We start from the raw sequence: 17,726 nt of genomic DNA on the forward strand, positions 1-17,726 counted from the left end.
GGCCGCCCCGCCCGCCGCCCCGCCCGCCGTCGCGGCGGGAGGCGCGGCCGGCGCAGCCGGGGTCAGCTGAGGGAGGTGCGGACCTCGCGCGCCGCGGCCGTGAGGTGGTGGAGGGAGGCGCGGACCTCTGCCCAGCCGCGGGTCTTCAGGCCGCAGTCGGGATTGGCCCACAACCGCTCCGCCGGGATCGCCCGCAGTCCCTCACGCAGCAGCGCGGCCATCTCCGCGGTGCCCGGCACGCGCGGCGCGTGGATGTCGTAGACGCCGGGCCCGACCTCGCGCGGGTAGCCCGCGGTGGCGAGTTCGCGGGCGATCTCCATGTGCGAGCGGGCCGCCTCAAGGGAGATGACGTCGGCGTCCAGGTCGCCGATGGCGGCCAGGATCTCGCCGAACTCGGCGTAGCACATGTGGGTGTGGATCTGGGTGTCCGCCCGTACGCCCCCGGTGGTCAACCGGAAGGCTTCGGTCGCCCAGGCCAGGTAGGAGGGGCGGTCGGCGCTCCGCAGCGGCAGCGTCTCGCGCAGCGCGGGCTCATCGACCTGGATCACGGCCGTGCCCGCCGCCTCCAGGTCGGCGACCTCGTCCCGCAGGGCGAGGGCGACCTGCCGTGCCGTGTCCGCCCGGGGCTGGTCGTCGCGGACGAAGGACCAGGCGAGCATGGTGACCGGCCCGGTGAGCATGCCCTTGACCGGTTTGCCGGTGTGGGACTGCGCGTAGCGCGTCCAGCGCAGTGTCATGGGAGCGCGGCGCGAGACGTCACCGGCCAGGACCGGCGGGCGGACGTAGCGGGTGCCGTAGGACTGCACCCAGCCGTGCCGGGTGGCCAGATAGCCGTTCAGCTGCTCGGCGAAGTACTGGACCATGTCGTTGCGTTCCGGCTCGCCGTGTACCAGCACGTCCAGCCCGGCCTGCTCCTGGAAGTCCAGCACCTGCCGGATCTCGGCGGCGATCCGTTCGTCGTACACCGCCTCGTCGATGCGGCCGGCGCGCAGGTCGGCGCGGGCGGTGCGCAGTCCGGTGGTCTGCGGGAAGGAGCCGATGGTGGTGGTGGGCAGCAGCGGCAGTCCGAGACGCGCGCGTTGGGCCGCCACCCGCTTCTCGTACGGCTGCGAGCGCCTGCTGTCCGCGGGGCCGATCGCCGCGCAGCGGGCGCGTACGGCCGGGTCGTGGGTGAGCGCGGAGGCGGAACGGGCGTGGCGGTCGGCCCGGTTGGCGGCGAGCTGCGGGCCGATGGCTTCGGTGCCCTCGGTCAGTCCGCGTGCCAGGGTGACGACTTCCTCGGTCTTCTGCCGGGCGAAGGCGAGCCAGCGGACGACCTGCGGGTCCAGGTCCGTTTCGAGGGTGGCGTCGAGGGGGACGTGCAGCAGCGAGCAGGAGGGGGCGACGTCGACCCGCCCGGCGAGGCCGAGCAGGGTGGCGAGGGTGGCCAGCGACCTCTCCAGGTTGTTGGTCCAGATGTTGCGGCCGTCCACGACGCCCGCGATCAGCCGCTTGCCTGGCAGGCCGCCGGCCGCCGCGAGGTCGTCGAGGTTGGCGGCGGCGGGCCCGGTGAAGTCGAGCGCGAGCCCCTCGACGGGGGACTGTGCGAGGACCGGCAGTGCCTCGCCCAGCCGGTCGAAGTAGGAGGCCACCAGGAGCCGCGGGCGGTCGGTGAGCGCGCCCAGGTCACGCAGGGCTCGGGTGGCGGCGCTGAGTACGGCGGGCGGCTGGTCCGCCGCGAGCGCGGGTTCGTCCAGCTGCACCCAGTCGGCGCCCGCCGCGCGGAGGTCGCCGAGCACCTCTGCGTAGACGGGGAGCAGCCGGTCCAGCAGGGTCAGCGGCTCGAAGGCGGGGTCGACGCCCGGCGCGGGCTTGGCGAGCAGCAGGAAGGTGAGCGGGCCGACGAGCACCGGCCGGGCGGCGTGGCCGAGTTGGCGTGCCTCGGTGAACTCGGCGACCGGCTTGGTGGAGTCGGCGGAGAAGACGGTGTCCGGGCCCAGTTCGGGGACCAGATAGTGGTAGTTGGTGTCGAACCACTTCGTCATCTCCAGCGGGGGTGTCCGCTGGTCGCCGCGCGCCATGGCGAAGTAGCCGTCCAGGGCGTCTGCTTCGAGTGCGGCGCGGTGCCGCGGGGGGATCGCACCCGTCATCACCAGGGTGTCGAGGACATGGTCGTAGAGTGAGAAGTCGCCGGTGGGGACCTCGCTGACTCCGGCGTCCGTGAGCCGGCGCCAGGTGTCGCGCCGCAGTCGGGCGGCGGTGCCGAGCAGTTCTCCGGCGGTGCGGCGGCCTGCCCAGTAGCCCTCGACTGCCCTCTTCAGCTCCCGGCCGGTGCCCTGGCGGGGGTAGCCGTGGACGGTGGGCAGGGGGTGGAGCGGGTGGGCGGTGGTGGCGGAACTGTCAGCCACGGAACTCTCCTTCGCGAGTCGCGGATCGACCCCGGTGCGGCCTTGGAGGCGCGAAGGTACGGCTTACGGGTGCCGCGCGATGCCTGTGCGCGCGACGGCGCGGTGCGTGTGGTAGCGACAGCGGTCGTGATCGCGACTGCGATCGCCTCCGCCACCGGCTCCACCCGCGTGCGTGGGTGCCCGTCCATCCGCCGACCCGCCCTCGAGGTCACCGAGATCACCGCGTGCGGGACCGCACGCGAGCAGTGGCAGGTCTTCGGACTCGCGGGCACACCCGCCGGTTGCTGTCGGTCGCTACCGGGCAGGGCTCCTACTGGCCGTCGCTTCCCAGACCTGGTCGGCCCAGTGCGCATGACGCCGTTCGTTCCCGCTCACCGCTGCGGGGCAGTCCCGGATTCTCACCAGGTTCCCTCTTGTCGTCGCCTCCGCCTGGCGGGCGGATCGAACCAGCTGCACGGGCTACACAACCACAGGCTGCCCGGCCGGGTGAAGACGGCACTGCGGCAGCGGAGTCGACGGGACCGGCCGACAGCGGGCCTGGCCGCCGCGCGGGGCTGCCGGATCCGTGACGTTCCACACGATCTGCCACCCATTCCGGGCCAGTCGGCACGTGACCGCCGAAGCCCTGCCGCGGGCAGTTGCCCCGCGCAGGAGTCCGCCGCGCATGCGGTCACCTTCCACTCGTACGGGCGAATTCGCAGCTCGGGGGCGTACGGAATCACGAAGGAGTGCGCCGGGTATGCCCGCCGGGCCCGCCCGTACGGCAAAGGGGGCAGGCCGGGCGCGGGGCGCAGGGGGCGTATCCGGGGAGTCTTGTCCTGAACGCGGTGGGTGAGATTACGGCTTCCCTGGCCTAACCTTGACGGTATGTCCCCTAGTTCTTCACCTGCACCGAGGTCCTCGCGGTTACCTGTCGAGGAGGCCAATGCGGCGATCCGCGCGTTCGTGGCAGGCCGCGCGGTGTGGACTCCGGCCGACCTCGCGGAGCTGGCGCGGCTGCGGCAGGCCTGGATGGACGCCGCCAGCGGACGGGTGCGCAGCGAGGAGGCGGCTTAGGGCCTGTCAGTTCGGCCTTCTCGGGCCCGTCTCACAGATCGTCCCACGCCGCCGCCAGCCGCCGCACGAGCTCGGTGAGCGTCGGCAGTGGCAGGGTGTACGGCACCCGGATGTGACTGTCGTACGCACCCTCCGGATCCATCGCGGCCCCCGGCACGACCTCGACACCGTGTCGCAGTGCGACCTGCGCGTACACCCCGGCGTCCACCTCGTCCGGCAGCCGTACCCACAGTGCCGACCCGCCGTCGGGCGTGCGCCACCGCCAGCTGGGCAGATGCTCGGCGAGCAGCCGCTCCAGCCAGGCCAGCCGCTCCCGCAGCTCCGCCGCCCGCTGCACCCGGATCCCGGGGAGCTGCGGCACCAGCCGGGCGGCCAGGACCTGTTCGAGCACGGGGCCGCCGAGGTCGGCGAGTGTCTTGAGCCGGGCGAGGCGCTCCACGGTCTGCTCCGGTCCGCGGATCCAGCCGATCCGCAGCCCGCCCCAGACGGATTTGGCCAGTGAGCCGACGGAGAGAACCTCGGCGTCCCGTCCGGCGTGGGCGCCGATGGGCGGCGGCTCGGCCAGGGTGCTGAACCTGGCGTCGTAGGCGAGATCCTCGACAACCGGCACCCGGTGGCGGGCGGCGAGTTCGGCTACCCGGCGCCGCCTTCCCCCGGACATCAGGGTGCCCGTCGGGTTGTGGTAAGTCGGCATCACGAACAGCAGGGCGGGCGCGCGGTCGCGCAGCGCACGGTCCAGCGCGTCCGGCCGTACGCCGTCCTCGTCCATCGGCACGCCGTGCAGGCTGACGCCGAGTGCCCGGAAGGCGTCCAGGCAGCCGGGCCAACTGGGCTGCTCCACCACGACGGTGTCCCGTCGGCGCAGATACAGCCGGGCGACCAGCGCCAGCGCCTGGGTGGCGCCGGTGGTCACCAGCACCTGGCCGGGGCTGGTGGGCGTGCCGCCCTCCGAGCAGTGGGCCGCGAGGGCCTCACGCAGGGCGGGCAGGCCGCGGGGGTGGTAGCCGATGTCGGTGAGCAGCGGGTCCAGATCCCGCCCGGCCAGCTCCAGCAGGGCTTCCCGTACCTGCGGCACGGCTCCCGCGGAGGCGGTGGCAAGCGAGATGACCCCGCCGGGGCCTTCCGGCCCGTCGACCAGCCGCTGCACCAGCGAGGTGGCCCGACCGCCGGGGACCCTGCCGTCAGCACCGGGCGGCCGCTGCCCCAGAGGTGGCCCGGCGACCCGGGTACCACTGCCGCGCAGGCTGTCCAGTACTCCCGGGCCGCGCAGCTCCTCGTACGCCGTCGACACGGTGGCACGGCTCAGCGAGAGGGCCGCCGCCAGGGCGCGTTCGGAGGGCAGGCGTTCGCCCGGCCGGAGATCGCCGCGCCGTACCGCGCGGGCGAGCGCGGCGGCGAGCTTGCGGTAGAGCGGCCCGGGCCCCCGCATCCAGTCGCCGAGGACGGCGACCAGCGCGGCGGGCTCGCCGGGCAGGTCACAGCCGGGGCGGCCCGTCTCGTTCCGGTCCACTTCCGCCTCCTTTGGCACGGGTGCGCCGCCCCTCCGAGGACCAGGCTGGCGGGAAAGCACGCCCCAGGAACGGAGCCACCCATGGACATCGACCGTAGACCACCTCCCGCCCGCGCCTGCCCGCCGTACGGACGGGTGCGGGACTGATGCCGGACCCCGCCCGCCTGCTGGCGTTCTGCGCGGCCTCGCTCGCGCTGATCCTGGTACCCGGCCCGAACCTCGTCTACATCGTGACGCACAGCGTGGCCCACGGCCGCCGCACCGGTCTGGTGTCGGTCCTGGGGGTGGAATCGGCAACCCTCGTGCATCTCGCCGCGGCCGTGTTCGGCGTCTCCGCCCTCATCACCCGGTCCGAGACGGCGTTCGCCACGGTGAAGTACGCGGGCGCCGCCTACCTGCTGGTGCTCGGGGTGCGGGCGCTGCGGCAGCGCGGCTCCAGCGCGCTCACGGGCGGCGGTGAACACGCCTCGGCGGTAAGGGTGTTCCGCGAAGGAGCGCTGGTGAACCTGCTCAACCCGAAGGTCACGCTGTTCTTCCTCGCCTTCTTCCCGCAGTTCGTCGACAACGGCGCGGGCACCGGCGTCGCCCGCGCCCAGATGCTGACGCTGAGCGTCGTCTTCCTCACCCTCTCCGTCACTCTGGACGCCACCTACGCGCTGGCCGGTGGCGCCCTGAGCGGCTGGCTGCACAGCCGCCCCGGCGTGCTCGGGCGGCAGCATCTCGCCGTGGGCGGCGTGTATCTCGCGCTTGGTGCGATGGCGGCCCTGGCCTGACGGTCGACGCCAGGCCAGGGCGCACGGGTCTGCCGGTGTCCTGACTCGGTGTCAGCTCTTGGCGACCTCGGCCGCGTTCGCCTTGCGCTGCACCGACCCGAGGACTGCCCGCGGGTTGCCGTCCTTGGCGACCGCTCTTCCGATGCTCGACTGCACGCTCCGCACCGTCGAGCCCCACGAGACCATGTTGACGGGAAAGAAGCGCGCGTTCGGCAGCTGGTCCAGGAAGTCCCACAGCTGGCGGTGCTTCTCGTCCTCGCGCATCGCCTCCGAGGCGCTGGCGGTGACCGGCAGCAGCCCGTGCCGCTCCGCGTAGTCGATGACGTTCTTCTTCTCGTAGACGAAATCGAGGAAGGTGCGGATCTCCTCCTGGTGGCCGTTCCGGGTGAACGCCGTCATCCAGTCCACCATCCCGGCCGCCCCCTTGGCGGGCCCGGTCCTGCCCGGCAGCGGCGCCCACCCGTAGTCGACGCCGCTCTCCAGCGCGAGGCCCATCAGCGAGGAGTTGCCGTTGAGCATGCCGACCTCCCCCTTCGCGAAGGAGGTGTACGCGTCCTGTCGGCTGGTCGAGGCGGGGTCGTCCCCGGTCAGGCGGGGGGTGACCAGCTCGTCACGCAGCCAGCTGAACGTGCGGACGTTCTGCGGGGAGTCGATGTCGTACGTGCCCGCGTCACTCGCGTAGTTGCCGCCGCCGCCCACCATCCAGTTGAGCGTCTCGATCTGGGCCTCCTGCTTGCCCAGCGGCAGGCCGTACGGTGTGTCGATGCCCGCCTCGTCGAGTGCGACGGCTGCCTCGCGCACCTCTTTCCATGTGCGCGGGGGGTCGTCGATGCCCGCCTCGGCGAAGAGCTTCCTGTTGTAGTAGAGCGCCTCGGTGCTGGCGGCGAACGGCAGTCCGTACTGCACCCGCCGCACGGTGCCCGCCTCGGCGAGCGCGGTGATGAGCTCGCCCTGAGCGGGCGTGGAGAGGACGTCGCTCGCGTTGTAGAGCTTGCCGTCCTCCGCGTACTCGGCGAAGGAACCGACCGACTGCGCGAGATCGGGCTCCTTGCCCTGCTTGACCATCTCCGCGACCCGGTCGTCTATCTCGGCCCGGCTGAAGACGTCAACCTCTACGTTGATCTCCGGGTTCGTGCGCCGGAAATCCTTGATCAATTTGCTCCAGTAGCGTTTGGAACTGTCCGCCGACTGGTGGCCGTGCTCAATGGCCACCAACTGGAGTGTGACATCGCCGCTCTGGGAATCCGCGCCCCCGCAGGCCGTCAGCGTGGAGAGAAGGCTCGTGGCCAACCCCACCGCGACAAGCCCCGAATATCGTCGCCGCACTGCTCGTACCGCCTCTAGCTCAGTGATCCGTTTCCGTACCGGAGCGGTCACCACCGGCACGGAGGGGAGTGTGCCGTGCCGCGCACTGTGAGGTCCAGATTACCGCATGTGCATCTTCGGCTTCGCGGATTCGGGGCCCCGTGTTTACCACCGCATACCATGGCATTCCCCGCGCAACCGCTTGCAGTTGGCGCGCTCTCGCCGCGCGCTTCCGTGCCCCGGGGCGACAGCGCCGGGGCACGGGGTTTGGGTCAACTAGACGACGTGACAAGGGAGTCGGGGCGGGCGGCGGCTCTGGCTACTCGCGCAGCCCGTCCCACAGCACCGCCCGCTCACCCGCCGGCTCGCGGGCGCCTTCGCTCGGCCACTCCCCCGTGCGGCCGGGCGAATCACCCGTGGCCACCGCCAGTTCACGCAGCCAGTCCGGCTCGCTGGCGATCTCCAGCAGCAACAGAAGGCGGGTGAGCGGAGCTTCCCAGGCGTACGGCTGCTCATCCACGTCCGACAGCAGACGGGAGGGTGTCGTCATCACGAACTCCGCAGCGAGACTTGGGGATTGGAGGCATACCGCGCCTGATCGACGCCATCATCCCCCGCCGCGAACACCTCTGCAAGTACACATGCAAGAACACATGCAAGAACAGGTGCAAGCACACTTCGCTGTGGGAAGGTGCTTCCCATGCATATTGACCATGGCATGCAGGACTCGCGGCTAGCGGGCGTCATCTGGCGCAAGAGCCGGCGGAGCAACCCGAGCGGCAACTGCGTCGAGCTGGCCGAACTGGCCGGTGGCGGTGTTGCGGTACGCAACTCGAGGCACCCCTCCGGCCCCGCGCTCATCTACACACCGGCAGAGATCACCGCCTTCATCCAGGGCGCGAAGGACGGTGACTTCGACGACTTCCTGCGGTCCTGACCGCACCCTGCCCACCAAACACCGTCCACCGCACGTATCGCACAAGGGCGCCGCGTGCCCGCAACGGGCACGCGGCGCGCGCATGCTCGCGCGCGCACCCGCGGACCCGAGAGCATTCCTGTGCGCCCGCGTGAGCTCGCCGCGTGCGCCGCTGTACGCTCGCGCACCCGAGTGCGAGACTGAAGCATTACAACGCCGTACAGCCGTACGCCAGACGTCGCGAGGTACGCGGCAACACGGCATTCGGACAGGGGAGATGGGACATGCCAGCACGGCCTGCGCGGGCGGAGCAGTCGTCGGTCCGGCGCATTCTCGACCACCCCAGGGGCGGGCCGACGATCCTCCGCATCGTGCTGGGCACCCAGCTGCGGCGGCTGCGCGAGGCAGCGGGCATATCGCGCGAGGCGGCGGGCGACGCGATCCGCGGCTCCCACGCGAAGATCAGCCGCCTGGAGCTGGGGCGTACGGGATACAAGGACCGGGACGTCGCGGACTTGCTCGCCCTCTACGGCGTCACCGACCTGCGAGACTGCGCGGAGTTCCTCGCCCTCGCCCGGCAGGCCAGCATCCCCGGCTGGTGGCATCAGTACAACGACGTGCTGCCGCAGTGGTTCGAGCAGCTGCTCGGCCTCGAGGAGGCGGCCTCCGTCATCCGCACCTACGAGGTGCAGTTCGTGCCCGGCCTGCTGCAGACCGAGGAGTACGCCCGCGCCTGCGCCCAACTCGGGCACCCGCGTGCCCCGGCGAAGGACATCGAGCGGCGCGTCCGGCTCCGGATGGACCGGCAGGAAGTGCTGGGCCGGCCGCACGCGCCCAAACTGTGGGCGATCCTGGACGAGGCGGCGCTGCGCCGTCCGCTGGGCGGTCCCGACGTGATGCGCGATCAGATCGACCATCTCCTCCAGGCCGCCGCGCAACCGAACATCACGCTTCAGATCGCACCGTTCGACATCGGCGGCCTCGCCGCCGCGGGCGGGCCGGTGACCATCCTCCGCTTCCTGGAGCCGGATCTTCCCGACATCGTCTATCTCGAACAGCTCACCACGGCGCTCTATCTGGACAAGCAGGACGAGGTGGAGAACTACATAGTGGTGATGGACCGGCTGTCGGCGACTGCCGAACCTCCCTCCCGCACGGTGGAGTTCCTCAAGAGGATGCGCGAACGGCTCTGAACCGCGCGCGGGCAGCCCGCTTCCCGGGTGCCCGGCCACTACCCCTTACGCGCCACGCCGCCGAACTCGTACCACTCGTCGGTGCGCTGCCGCGGGCACAGCTCCGAATCGGGCCGCCAGGCGTCGATCCGGCCGAGGCCGGGATCCAGCACCTTCAGCCCGTCGAAGTACCGCGCCACCTCGTGTGGTTCGCGGACCCGGCCCCAACAGCCGTGTGTGCTGCGGTCCATGAAGTCGGTGACGAAGTCGCGCGTCTCCCGTTCCTCACTGACCAGCTGGTTGACCACCAGGAAACTCCCCGCCGGTAACCGCTCGACCACCTGCTTCAGCAGCGTTTCCGGGTCGGGATCGGGCAGGCAGTGCATGACGGACACGAACAACGCGGCGACCGGCTGCGAGAAGTCGACCAGACGGCGCACCTCCGGGCGCTCGAAGATGCCCTCGGTGTCCCGCATGTCCGCCTGGATGACGACGGTCCGCTCGTCCTCCTCCAGCAGCGCCCGGCCGTGCGCCAGCACGATCGGATCGTTGTCCACATAGACCACGTGCGCGCCGGGGTCGACGCGCTGGGCGACCTGGTGCACGTTGTCCTGCGTCGGCAGACCTGAACCGTGGTCCAGGAACTGGCGGACGCCGTACTCCTCGGCCAGCCTGCGCACCACCCGGCGCAGGAACCGCCGGTTGTTGAGTGCGAGCGCCCTGGTACTGGGCACCACTTCGTCCAGCTCGGCGACCGCGGCGCGGTCCACCGCGTAGTTGTCCTTGCCGCCCAGATAGAAGTCGTACATCCGGGCCACGCTCGGCGTGGTCACATCCACCACGGGCCGCCCCGCCCCGTCGTACTGCGGCATGCTGACCCCACTCTTCCGCGCTCGCGCGCGCTCCGCCACCGTCTGCTCACGCGCGATCCGTAATCGCGCGGTCGCGGAGAATCATTCCACGCCACGGAGCCTTGACGCCACGTCAGACGAAGAAATCCGTCCCACGGAACGGAGAGGCGGGAGCCGATGCGGCGCGCCCCTGTGCACCGGCGCACCCCGGCGCATCCGCCGCGGCGTGCGCGCCCCGCGCTGCCCCGAGCCGCCCGAGCCGCCCGGACCGCCCGGACCGCCCGGACCGCCCGGAGCTCGCCTGGGTGTCCGGCGCTGTCCGGAGCTGCCCTGGTGCACGATGGACCCATGCTGCTGGCTGATGTCGCCCAGACCTCCCTGGAGGTGACGGCCGCCTCCGCGCGTACGGAGAAGACCGCCCTGCTCGCCCGGCTGTTCCGCGCCACCCCGCCGGAAGAGGCGCCGCTCGCCATCACCTACCTCGCCGGACGGCTCCCGCAGCGCCGCATCGGCGTCGGCTGGCGCGCCCTGCAGGACCCGCCCGCGCCCGCCACCGCCGCACGGCTCACCCTCGCCGAGCTCGACGAGGCGCTCACCGCCATCGGCGCGGTGTCCGGCAAGGGTGCCCAGGCGGAACGGGCACGGCTCCTGCGGTCCCTGCTGGGCGCGGCCACCGCGCCGGAACAGGACTTCCTGATCCGGCTGATCGCCGGCGAGCTGCGCCAGGGCGCCCTGGACGCCCTCGCCGCCGAGGGCCTCGCCGCGGCCTCCGGAGCCGGGGCGGACGAGGTACGGCACGCGGTGATGCTCAGCGGCTCGCTCGGCACCGTCGCCCGCGCACTGCTCGCGGAAGGCCCCGCGGCTCTCACGGCCTTCCGCCTGGAGGTGGGCCGCCCCGTACATCCCATGCTGGCGCAGACCGCGAAGGACGTGGACGAGGCGCTGGACCGGCTCGGACCCTGCTGCGTCGACGAGAAGCTGGACGGCATCCGGGTGCAGGTGCATCTGGACCCGAGCGGCGTACGGATCTACACCCGCACCCTGGAGGAGGTAACCGAGCGGCTCCCCGAGGTCACGGCGGCGGCCGGGCAGCTGACGGCCACCCGCGCCGTGCTGGACGGCGAGGTCATCGCGCTCGGGCCGGGGGGCCGCCCGCGCCCCTTCCAGGAGACGTCCTCGCGGGTCGGCTCACGGCTCGACGTCGCCACGGCACAGGCGTCGCTGCCGCTCTCCCCCGCCTTCTTCGACCTGCTCTCCCTCGACGGCCGCGACCTGCTCGCCGAGCCCGCCGCCGTCCGGCACGCGGAGCTCACCCGCATCGCGCCGGAGGCCCTGCGGGTGCGCCGGATGGAGGCCGCCGACCCGGGGGACGAGTCCGTGCGCCGGGCGGTCCGCGCTTTCGCCGAGGAGGCTGTGGCGGGCGGGCAGGAGGGCGTGGTGCTCAAGGCGCTCGACTCCCCGTACAGCGCGGGCAGGCGCGGCGCCTCCTGGATCAAGGTCAAACCGGTGCACACCCTGGACCTGGTCGTGCTGGCCGCCGAGTGGGGCCATGGGCGGCGCACCGGCAAGCTGTCCAACCTGCATCTGGGCGCCCGCCGGGCGGACGGCGGTTTCGCGATGCTGGGCAAGACCTTCAAGGGGCTCACGGACGTACTGCTGGCCTGGCAGACGGAGCGGCTCCAGCAGCTCGCCGTCCGCACCGAACCGTGGGGCGTTGTGGTACGCCCCGAACTGGTGGTGGAGGTGGCGTTCGACGGGGTGCAGCGCTCCTCGCGCTATCCGGCGGGGGTGACACTGCGGTTCGCGCGGGTCCTCCGCTTCCGCGAGGACAAGACTGCGTCGGCGGCGGACACGGTCGGCACCGTGATCGACGCGCTGCCCGGCTGAGGCGACGGCTGAGGCAACGGATGGCCCCGGCCGCCGCCCCGTGTGTCAGTCGTCCTGCGACTGCTCCGGGCACGGTGTGCCGCGCGGCAGCCGGTAGGGCGCGGCCAGCCGGTACGTGCCCGCGCGCGGCGCGTCCAGCACCGTCCACTCGTCGGTCAGCGGCTCCTCCTCGCCGTCCTCGCCGTCCTCGCCCTTCGAGGGGATCCGCGTGGGCTCGCTCGGCATCGGATCGGCAGGACGGAGACAGCCGTTCTTGTTGGTCGCCAGCCGGTCGGGCGGCTTGATCCGCTCGCCGTCCTCGTTGACCAGCCCCAGCCAGGGTGACCAGGGGATGCGGACCAGCACCTCGCCTGCGTGCCGCACCTTCACCGTCACCTCGCCCGGGTCTGCGCGCGCGCCCTCGGCGGGCGGTGAGGCCAGCGGCATCGGATCGTTCACCCGGTAGAGCGTCCAGTTCGGGTCCGACCAGACCTTGCGCAGATACGGCTGTCCGGAGCGGACTATCCGCGCCTCGTCCCGCGCCGCGATGTCCGGTTCGTCCGAGGAGAGCACGACGAAGCGCACGGCCCAGCGCCGCAGCCACTCGTGGTAGCGCTTCGGGCTCAGCCCGCCTTCCTCGTAGAAGAGCGGGTTGCGCCCGGTGTCGGCCTGCCGGCTCCAGCCGCGCGCCAGATTCACGTACGGCGCGATGGCCGATGCCTCCCGGTGGCTCTCGACCGGGACCACCTCGACCCGGCCGCGGTCCGCGTCCCGCTTGTCGAGCTGATGCACCAGCGGTGCCAGGTCGTGTGCCCAGGCGGCTTCCGGGGTGGTGTGAATGACGTCCCAGGTGGGCTTGCCGATCTGGAAGCCTGCCGCGAGCAGCAGTGCGACGATCAGTGCGATCCCTCGGCGGCGGGAGCGCTGGGCCGTCACGGTGGGAATCAGAGCGACCAGCACGACCGTGCCGAACATCAGCCCCAGCCGCTCGACGTTCAAGCCGATCTGGGAGGGAATCGCCCAGGTCAGCACGATGCCGAGGCCGTAGATCTCGGCACAGCGGCGGACCGTCCACCAGCTCGTGGGCGCGAGCAGCCGGACCCCGATCGCGGAGGACAGCGGGAAGAACACCGACACCCAGGGCATCGGCATCTCTCCCGAGAACGGGAAGAGGAGCGTGCTGAGCCCCACCATGATCGGCGGCGGCAGTCCGACCGCGCAGGCAACGGCCCACCGCTTGCGCAGCAGCAGCGCCGCGGCCACCACCAGGAGGAACAGCCCGGAGACGGGGCTTCCCGCCGTCGCGAGCGCGGACGTCAGCCCGACGAGCACGCCGCGCAGCACCGGACGGCGCCCCCACCGGCGGGGCCAGGCCCACAGCAGCGCGATGACGACCAGCGCGAACATCGTCCCCAGGGCGAAGGTGACCCGGCCGGAGGCCGCGTTGCAGGCGAAGGTCAGGGCACCGCACAGCGCGGGCACCATCGGGCGCCGCAGCCCCCGGGCCCGTACGAGGATCAGCGCCAGCAAACCCGCCGAGATCACCCCCGAAAGGATGAGCACCGGGCGGACGCCTATCACCGCCATCAGATACGGCGAGATCACGCTGTACGAGACCGGGTGCATCCCCCCGTACCAGGCGAGGTTGTACGCCGAATCCGGATGGCGGCCGACGAACTCCGCCCACGCGTCCTGCGCCGCCAGGTCGCCCCCGCCGCTCGCCACCAGCCAGAGCCACAGCAGGTGCAGCACCGAGGCGAACAGCATGGCAGCGAGTACGGGGAACCACCACGCGTCGCGAAGGGCACGTCTCGCCGAGGGTGCCGGGCGTATGTCGCCGTCACCCTCGTCGTCCGCCGCCCGCACGCGCGGCGGCCGCATGGTCGTCACTGCGCCCTCTTCTCCCCCCGAGGCCATTGCGTCGAGCCAGGCTACCGACTACTGGCGCGTGCTCGGCTCACTGAACGCGGGTGACCTTGTCCCCGAAACCGGGCTCCACGAGATCATCCTGGAGTGCCACCGGCACCTTCACCTGGCCCGGACCGTCGCCGACGGTCAGCGTGCCCACCTTCTCGCCCGCGTCCGCCGTCTGCGGAATCCCCTTCGCGCCGGTCTTCAGCGCGAGCTTCACCTTCAGCCCGGACCAGCCGACGGCGGTGACGTCCTTGGTCGCGACAACCGGCGTCAGACCCCCGAGCCCGTCGTCCACCTGCCCGACCACATCACCCTTCTTGACGACCTTCTGGGCCGACAGCGTCTCCCCCGCCGCGATCAGCAGCTCCTTGCTCACCGCGTTGGCGGTGTCGATGATCGGCGGCTTGTGCTGGCCCAGCACGGCGCCGACGATCAGCTGCGTGGTGCCGCCGATGTTCTTCCGGCCCGCGAAGAGCAGGTTCCCGCCTGCCTTCGTCGTACTGCCCGTCTTGAGGCCGATCGCGCCGTTGTACGGCACCAACGTGTTGTAGTTGCGCCACTGCTTGCCGGACGGGTCGGTCCAGGTCGGCAGCTTGGTGATGTCCACCAGGGCCGGTATCTCCATCACCTTCTTCGCCAGCTCCACCTGGTCGACGGCGGTGCTGACGGTGGACTCCATGAGACCGCTGGGGTCGGTGTACTCGGTGTTCTTCATGCCGAGTTCCTTGGCGGTCTCGTTCATCTCCTCGACGAACGCCTTCTGGGAACCGTCACTGTGCCAGCGTGCGAGCAGCCGCGCGATGTTGTTCGCGGACGGGATCATCACGGCCGAGAGCGCGTCCCGGAGGGAGAGCTTGTCACCCTCCTTGACGGTGTCCAGCACTGATTCGCCGCCATTGCCCTCACCGAGCCTGCCGTCCTCCTCGGCCTTCTTGTCGACCGTGATGGGCGGGCCGGGCTCGCCCTTCTTCAGCGGGTGGTTCTTGAGAATGACATAGGCCGTCATGGTCTTGGCAACGCTGCCTATCGGCACCGGCTTGTCCTTGTCACCGTACGAACCCAGCGCGCCCAGCCCGGACACCTCGACATACGCCTGCCCCTCGCTGGGCCATGGCATCGACGGCTTGCCGCCGTCGAAGGCGTAGGAGGCCGGTGCGGTCATCGACAGGGAGGACTCCGGCAGGGGCCGGACGATCTGCGCGATCACAAAGGCGATGACGAGAAAGAGGACGACCGGCGTCCAGATCTTGACCCGCCGCACCACCGTACGCATCGGCGTCTCGGGCGGCGCGGGCTTGTTGGTCAGCTGCGCCAGCAGGTCCAGCGGGGGCGGATCGGCCAGCGGCTGGGCCGGGGCGGGCGGCACGGCGGGGGGCTGCGGGCCCGCCTGGGGGACGGCGGGCGGAGCCTCCGGCCGGCGGGCGTCGGGGGCGGCGTCGGCCGCCTCCGTACGGGCCGCTGCGGCGGGGGATTGCGGGGGCATGGCCGGGCGCGCCGGGCGGTCATCCGATTTGAGCGGTATGAACTGGCTGGTCCGCTCGGACTTCCTCTCCGCGGTCCCGTCGCTGTCGGCGTTGCCGTCGTCGGTGTCGGCGTCGGCGTCCTGAGCCTGGGGCAGCGGCGCGGCTGCAGCCTGGGATGTGCCGGGCTCCCTGACCTTCTTGGGTACACGTATCGCCGTCGTCGGGCGGTCAACACCCTCGGCTGCGGCTGCGGCCGATGCCGCATCGCCCGCGGGCGATGCGTCCGGCACCGACGGCGCCTTTCCGGAGGGCGGCTCACCGGCGTCCTCGTCGGGCTCGGAACCGGAGCCCGGGGGCGCCTCGGACTTCTCGCCCGATGCCTGCCCGGCCGCGGCCGGGCGCGCGTCCCCGTCGCCCTCACCGGAGCCACCGGAGCCACCCGAGCCACCCGAGCCGTCCTCCGCGGACGGGGCCGTACCGCCGGGCGCCTGCGCGCCGACTTCCTCAGCCGCCGTCTGGGCGGTGTCACCGGAGTCATCCGTGTCCACGGGGTCTGAATCCTCAGCGACGGGTCCGGGCTCCGCCGGGGCCGCAGCGGACTCAGGAGCGTCCGTGACGGACGCGGAGGGCTCAGCGGCCCCCGCGGCCTCTCCGGCGTCCTCCGACGCCGTACGCGCCGAGGTGTCGTCCTGCGCGTCGTCCGAGGCGTCCGCGTGCCGCGGGGTGCCGAAGTACGCGTTGGTGAGGAGCTCGGCGCGCTGCTGCGCCGCGCTCTCAGGATCGTCCTCGCCGACGGACTCGTCCGGCCTCAGCACTCCGAACATTGCCGTGGGGTGATCCACCCTCGGCGCGCGAGGCTTCGGCACGTCCGTCTGCGGCTCGTCCGCCTGCGCCACGTCCGACGCCGGTTCGCCCGACTCGTCGGCATCGGCGCCGTCCGTTCCCGGCTCGGGGCCCTCGCGTCCGGTGGACACCCACGCGGCGACCGCCTCCCGCAGCCGCGCGTCACCGCCGCTGTCACCGTCACCGTCGTCACCAGTCGAGTCGGTGACATCGGCGCCGTCGGAGGCGTCGGTGGCCTCGGGGGGGTCGTCCGTCCCCGCTGCACCGGCCGCGGCCCGTGGGTCCGCCGCCTTCGCCGCCGACGACGCCCCGGCCGCATCCGCGGCCGGGCTTTCCTCCTTTTCGGGGGGAACCGTCCGGGCGTCTCCCGCCGTCTCTCCCGACGACCTTTCCCGTGCTGACCCGTCGGGGGACTCGCCCGCCACCGATGCCTCCTGTGCTCTCGCCGCTCGCCGTACCAGTCAACAGTCTCTCGGAACCGTTTCCGTTCCGCCCCGTCCCACCTCGCCGGGGGCCTTCTGCGGGCTCGCTGTCGCCCTCCCACCCCGCAGACGACGACGACATACCTACTGGTTCCCGCACATTCCGACCAGGCACCCTCGACAGACCATTGTGAGAGGGGTCACCCTGTCATTCATCCACGCGGGGAGGCATGGATGGGCAGGAGCCGCAGAACAATCCCGGAGGAGCTTCTGCTGCTGGCACTGGACCCGGCCACGGGTACCACTGCACAGCCGCAGTCGCTCGACCTCGGCCTGGCCGGGGCACAGCTAGTCGAGCTGGCTCTGGCAGGACGGATAGCCCCAGACGGGGATCGTATCGCCGTGGTGATGCCACGGCCGACAGGAGATCCGACTCTGGACTCCGCACTCGAGTTGCTGCGCAGGCGTGGCAGCCCGGTGCGCGCGGTCCACTGGATAGGCGGGCCCCGGCTGGGGCTGCGCCAGACTTACCTCTCGCATCTTGAGCGGTGCGGCATGGTGCATGCCGTATCGGGCCAGATGTGCGGAGTGCTGCCGACGACGCGCTATCAGGCGTCGGAGTCGGTGGTCAGCCGGGAGATTCGGACCCGGCTGGACAGCGCGATCCGCACCGGCGTGCCGCCGGACCCACGGACGGCGGCGCTTGCCGCACTGGCCCACGCGGTCGGGCTCGGCAAGCATCTCTATCCCGGGAACGAAGGGCGTTCATGCCGTTCGCGCCTGCGGGACCTCATCAGGCACGACCCGATGGGCGGCCTCGTGGCACATGCCGTGATGGATGTGCAGAACGGCGCTGCCGCGCAGCCACGGCGTGCGCCGGGCGGCGGTGGCGGCGGTCCGGGCGGCAGCCCGGGCGGTGGGCCCGGCGACCGTGCGGCGACCGTACGGCCGGGTGCGACGGCATCCCCGGTTCAGGCGCAGGCGCAACGCGCTCAGCCGCCACGGCCGGTTCCCGATCAGGGGCGCCATCCGGCCCCGGTGGGCCGCATGGCCCGTGCGGGAGCGCGCTGAGGCGGCGCGCAGCCGGATCGGCGCACGATCCGGAGCGGTACGCACCGGCCGGGCACGGACCGGCCGGTCACCCGCCGCTCCGGGCAGGCCCTGGGCCGCGGGCCCGGGCGTCGCACCAGTGCTGCGGCGCCCGGGAGTGACGCGCGCCCTGACCGGGGCACACCGAGTCGGTGTGCC

The 17,726-nt window shown here is 72.1% G+C and carries 13 protein-coding genes and 1 riboswitch; of the genes, 6 read left to right on the top strand and 7 right to left on the bottom strand.

The window, feature by feature from the left end:
* Nucleotides 1-62: 62 nt before the first annotated feature.
* A complete protein-coding gene (metE, locus tag LHJ74_RS25375; protein ID WP_260220535.1) occupies nt 63-2,387 on the bottom strand; it encodes a 5-methyltetrahydropteroyltriglutamate--homocysteine S-methyltransferase in 2,325 nt (774 codons plus the stop codon).
* 230 nt (nt 2,388-2,617) lie between these two features.
* Nucleotides 2,618-2,854: riboswitch (cobalamin riboswitch) on the bottom strand.
* A gap of 400 nt (nt 2,855-3,254) precedes the next feature.
* Between metE and LHJ74_RS25380 the strand changes: the two genes are divergently transcribed.
* Entirely contained in the window at nt 3,255-3,443 is a 189-nt protein-coding gene (locus LHJ74_RS25380; protein WP_260220536.1) for a hypothetical protein, read from the top strand.
* Nucleotides 3,444-3,474: 31 nt separating this feature from the next.
* Here LHJ74_RS25380 and LHJ74_RS25385 read toward each other — a convergent pair whose 3' ends face one another.
* Nucleotides 3,475-4,953, bottom strand: a complete 1,479-nt coding sequence (locus tag LHJ74_RS25385) for an aminotransferase-like domain-containing protein (RefSeq protein ID WP_260220537.1) — start codon at nt 4,951-4,953, stop codon at nt 3,475-3,477.
* A gap of 146 nt (nt 4,954-5,099) precedes the next feature.
* On the opposite strand from LHJ74_RS25385, the gene LHJ74_RS25390 reads away from it, so the two are divergent.
* Nucleotides 5,100-5,726: a LysE family translocator gene (locus LHJ74_RS25390; protein WP_260220538.1), complete on the top strand. Its 627-nt coding sequence runs from the start codon at nt 5,100-5,102 to the stop codon at nt 5,724-5,726.
* 51 nt (nt 5,727-5,777) lie between these two features.
* Here the strand turns inward: LHJ74_RS25390 and LHJ74_RS25395 are convergent, their stop codons facing one another.
* Both LHJ74_RS25395 and LHJ74_RS25400 read right to left on the bottom strand, forming a co-directional pair.
* Entirely contained in the window at nt 5,778-6,938 is a 1,161-nt protein-coding gene (locus LHJ74_RS25395; RefSeq protein ID WP_260220539.1) for an extracellular solute-binding protein, read from the bottom strand.
* 412 nt (nt 6,939-7,350) lie between these two features.
* A complete protein-coding gene (locus LHJ74_RS25400; RefSeq protein WP_260220541.1) occupies nt 7,351-7,581 on the bottom strand; it encodes a hypothetical protein in 231 nt (76 codons plus the stop codon).
* 150 nt (nt 7,582-7,731) lie between these two features.
* On the opposite strand from LHJ74_RS25400, the gene LHJ74_RS25405 reads away from it, so the two are divergent.
* On the top strand, nt 7,732-7,968 hold the full coding sequence (locus LHJ74_RS25405) for a DUF397 domain-containing protein (RefSeq protein WP_260220542.1): 237 nt from the start codon (nt 7,732-7,734) through the stop codon (nt 7,966-7,968).
* 263 nt (nt 7,969-8,231) lie between these two features.
* Nucleotides 8,232-9,140, top strand: coding sequence for a Sco1979 family transcriptional regulator (locus LHJ74_RS25410; RefSeq protein WP_260220543.1), 909 nt, complete (start codon nt 8,232-8,234; stop codon nt 9,138-9,140).
* Nucleotides 9,141-9,178: 38 nt separating this feature from the next.
* Here the strand turns inward: LHJ74_RS25410 and LHJ74_RS25415 are convergent, their stop codons facing one another.
* Nucleotides 9,179-9,991, bottom strand: coding sequence for an SAM-dependent methyltransferase (locus tag LHJ74_RS25415; RefSeq protein ID WP_260220544.1), 813 nt, complete (start codon nt 9,989-9,991; stop codon nt 9,179-9,181).
* 327 nt (nt 9,992-10,318) lie between these two features.
* On the opposite strand from LHJ74_RS25415, the gene LHJ74_RS25420 reads away from it, so the two are divergent.
* Entirely contained in the window at nt 10,319-11,857 is a 1,539-nt protein-coding gene (locus tag LHJ74_RS25420) for an ATP-dependent DNA ligase (RefSeq protein ID WP_260220546.1), read from the top strand.
* Nucleotides 11,858-11,902: 45 nt separating this feature from the next.
* Here LHJ74_RS25420 and LHJ74_RS25425 read toward each other — a convergent pair whose 3' ends face one another.
* The gene (locus tag LHJ74_RS25425) at nt 11,903-13,717 is read right to left on the bottom strand and encodes a DUF8823 domain-containing protein (RefSeq protein ID WP_260220564.1); all 1,815 of its coding nucleotides are present in this window, start codon (nt 13,715-13,717) and stop codon (nt 11,903-11,905) included.
* Nucleotides 13,718-13,793: 76 nt separating this feature from the next.
* Nucleotides 13,794-16,481 carry a serine hydrolase gene (locus LHJ74_RS34265; protein WP_311203347.1) on the bottom strand — a complete coding sequence of 896 codons (2,688 nt, stop codon included), beginning with the start codon at nt 16,479-16,481 and terminating at the stop codon, nt 13,794-13,796.
* A 231-nt stretch (nt 16,482-16,712) separates the two neighbouring features.
* Between LHJ74_RS34265 and LHJ74_RS25435 the strand changes: the two genes are divergently transcribed.
* Complete coding sequence (locus tag LHJ74_RS25435; protein WP_260220547.1) at nt 16,713-17,549, top strand: GOLPH3/VPS74 family protein; 837 nt, start codon at nt 16,713-16,715, stop codon at nt 17,547-17,549.
* The last annotated feature ends 177 nt before the right edge of the window (nt 17,550-17,726 follow it).

It is taken from the genome of Streptomyces gossypii, from assembly GCF_025165795.1.
Taxonomy (GTDB): Bacteria; Actinomycetota; Actinomycetes; order Streptomycetales; family Streptomycetaceae; genus Streptomyces; species Streptomyces gossypii.

Coding starts and splice junctions, on each gene's coding strand:
- LHJ74_RS25420 (WP_260220546.1), top strand. CDS start 10,319: ATGCTGCTGGCTGATGTCGCCCAGACCTCCCTGGAGGTGACGGCCGCC.
- LHJ74_RS25390 (WP_260220538.1), top strand. CDS start 5,100: ATGCCGGACCCCGCCCGCCTGCTGGCGTTCTGCGCGGCCTCGCTCGCG.
- LHJ74_RS25425 (WP_260220564.1), bottom strand. CDS start 13,717: ATGCGGCCGCCGCGCGTGCGGGCGGCGGACGACGAGGGTGACGGCGAC.
- LHJ74_RS25435 (WP_260220547.1), top strand. CDS start 16,713: ATGGGCAGGAGCCGCAGAACAATCCCGGAGGAGCTTCTGCTGCTGGCA.
- LHJ74_RS25400 (WP_260220541.1), bottom strand. CDS start 7,581: ATGACGACACCCTCCCGTCTGCTGTCGGACGTGGATGAGCAGCCGTAC.
- LHJ74_RS25405 (WP_260220542.1), top strand. CDS start 7,732: ATGCATATTGACCATGGCATGCAGGACTCGCGGCTAGCGGGCGTCATC.
- LHJ74_RS25410 (WP_260220543.1), top strand. CDS start 8,232: ATGCCAGCACGGCCTGCGCGGGCGGAGCAGTCGTCGGTCCGGCGCATT.
- LHJ74_RS25380 (WP_260220536.1), top strand. CDS start 3,255: ATGTCCCCTAGTTCTTCACCTGCACCGAGGTCCTCGCGGTTACCTGTC.
- LHJ74_RS25415 (WP_260220544.1), bottom strand. CDS start 9,991: ATGCCGCAGTACGACGGGGCGGGGCGGCCCGTGGTGGATGTGACCACG.